At 44.2% G+C, this 1,582-nt stretch carries 1 protein-coding gene; it reads left to right on the top strand.

Annotated features, from left to right (window positions below; genetic code table 11):
• Positions 1-129: 129 nt before the first annotated feature.
• On the top strand, positions 130-1,582 hold a 1,453-nt coding region (locus BM283_RS17730), incomplete at its 3' end, for an IS4 family transposase (RefSeq protein WP_090695491.1).

Raw genomic sequence — 1,582 nt, 5'->3', positions numbered from 1 at the left:
TAACTCAAGTTTTGGGGTTCATTTTTGGTAATGAAACAGTGTAACACATTGATTGGTATGCAATAAAAGCCTCCTGAGTGGTAAAATTTAGTTTGCTTGACGAACTTAACCAACCACAAGGAGGCTTTGATGAATCGTGACACAAAACCATTGGGCTTGCCAAGTTTAATTGGCGATTTATTTACCCAGTCAGAACTGCAGATTGATAATGTTTTTGCATCATTGTGGAGTAAATTGCATATGGCCACTTTGCTGCATCGCGCGGGTTTGCATAAGCGCTCGGGGGTGGCAGTTACGCAGGTTGTTTATTTGCTATTACTGTGGGCATGGTTAAAAGTTGATTCGATTGGCATGTTTTCCCGCAAATCCATGCAAAGTTTCACCGATGCACGAAAAGATGTTATGTATGATTATCTTAAGCGGGAGGATGTCAATTGGCGACGCCTACACTACCAGATTGCACGACAAGTTGTGATAGAACATAAGTTGATAGGCTATGAGATTAGAGCTTTTGTGCTGGATGATTCAGTCAAAGCAAGGCGCGGTAAAAAGATGGCTGGGATTTCCAGTCATTTTGATCATTTGACGGGACGTGCTGTCAAGGGTCAACAGGTTCTAACGCTAGGCTATGCCACTGAAGAAGTATTTCTCCCGCTGGATAATGAGCTTTATATCAGTCAGAAGAATGTTGCTGAGCTTAAGCAACCCTTTCGTGATGGTCGAAGCCATGTGGCAAAACGCTACCGGGAGGCAATGCTGCTGAGCAAACCGGAAATGGCCGCCAGGATGGTGAGGCGTGCTTTGGCTTTCGGTTTTAGTGCACAGTATTTGTTGGCGGATGCCTGGTTTGGAAATAAAACAACTTTACGTTTAACACAAGCAACAGATCTAACCGCTATCTTGCGCATGAAGAAGGATAAAACTCAGTATCGCTATAGCTATTACAGTAATGGAGCGCGATGCACTACCCAGGCAGATGCCAAGACACTATATAGTCATCATGTTCGCAAGCAGTGGCAAAGCATTCAAGGAACACGTTATCGCTACAGATTGCTGGATGTCGAGCTTAATCTCGCCTCATCCTCCAATGAAGCACCACAGTGGGTTCCTTACCGGCTGCTCTTTGTTAAAGGAACCACGGGAGATAATGCAAAGACACCTGGCAAACATGATTGGGCATTGTTTATCACTACGGATACCGCAATGAAAGCAAGCCGTATTCTGGAAATCTATACGTTGCGTTGGGGGATTGAGGTTTACTTCAAGGAAAGTAAACGTCACCTTGGTCTGTTAAAGGAACAAACCAGTAGTTTTGCCTCTCATATTGCGTCGATTCATCTGGCTGCCATACGTTTTTGCATGCTGGTCTTCGCTAAGCAAGAAGGTAGCGGATTACAGGTAAGCACCGTGAGAGATAAATTAATCGAAGGGTTGATGAACTTGAGTTTCGCAAAACAACTATGGCTATTGTTTCGTGCACTGATCCATGATGGCTTGTCAGGCATCAAGCACCAGCTTGGCTGTCGCGTTGAACAAATCATGGAAGTAATTGAAGCGCACATAAATCAATTCTTTGTGCAAG

This window comes from Nitrosomonas sp. Nm34, assembly GCF_900113925.1.
Taxonomy (GTDB): domain Bacteria; phylum Pseudomonadota; class Gammaproteobacteria; order Burkholderiales; family Nitrosomonadaceae; genus Nitrosomonas.
Note: the sequence above shows the minus strand (reverse complement) of the source record. Positions and strands in the feature narration are given on the sequence as shown.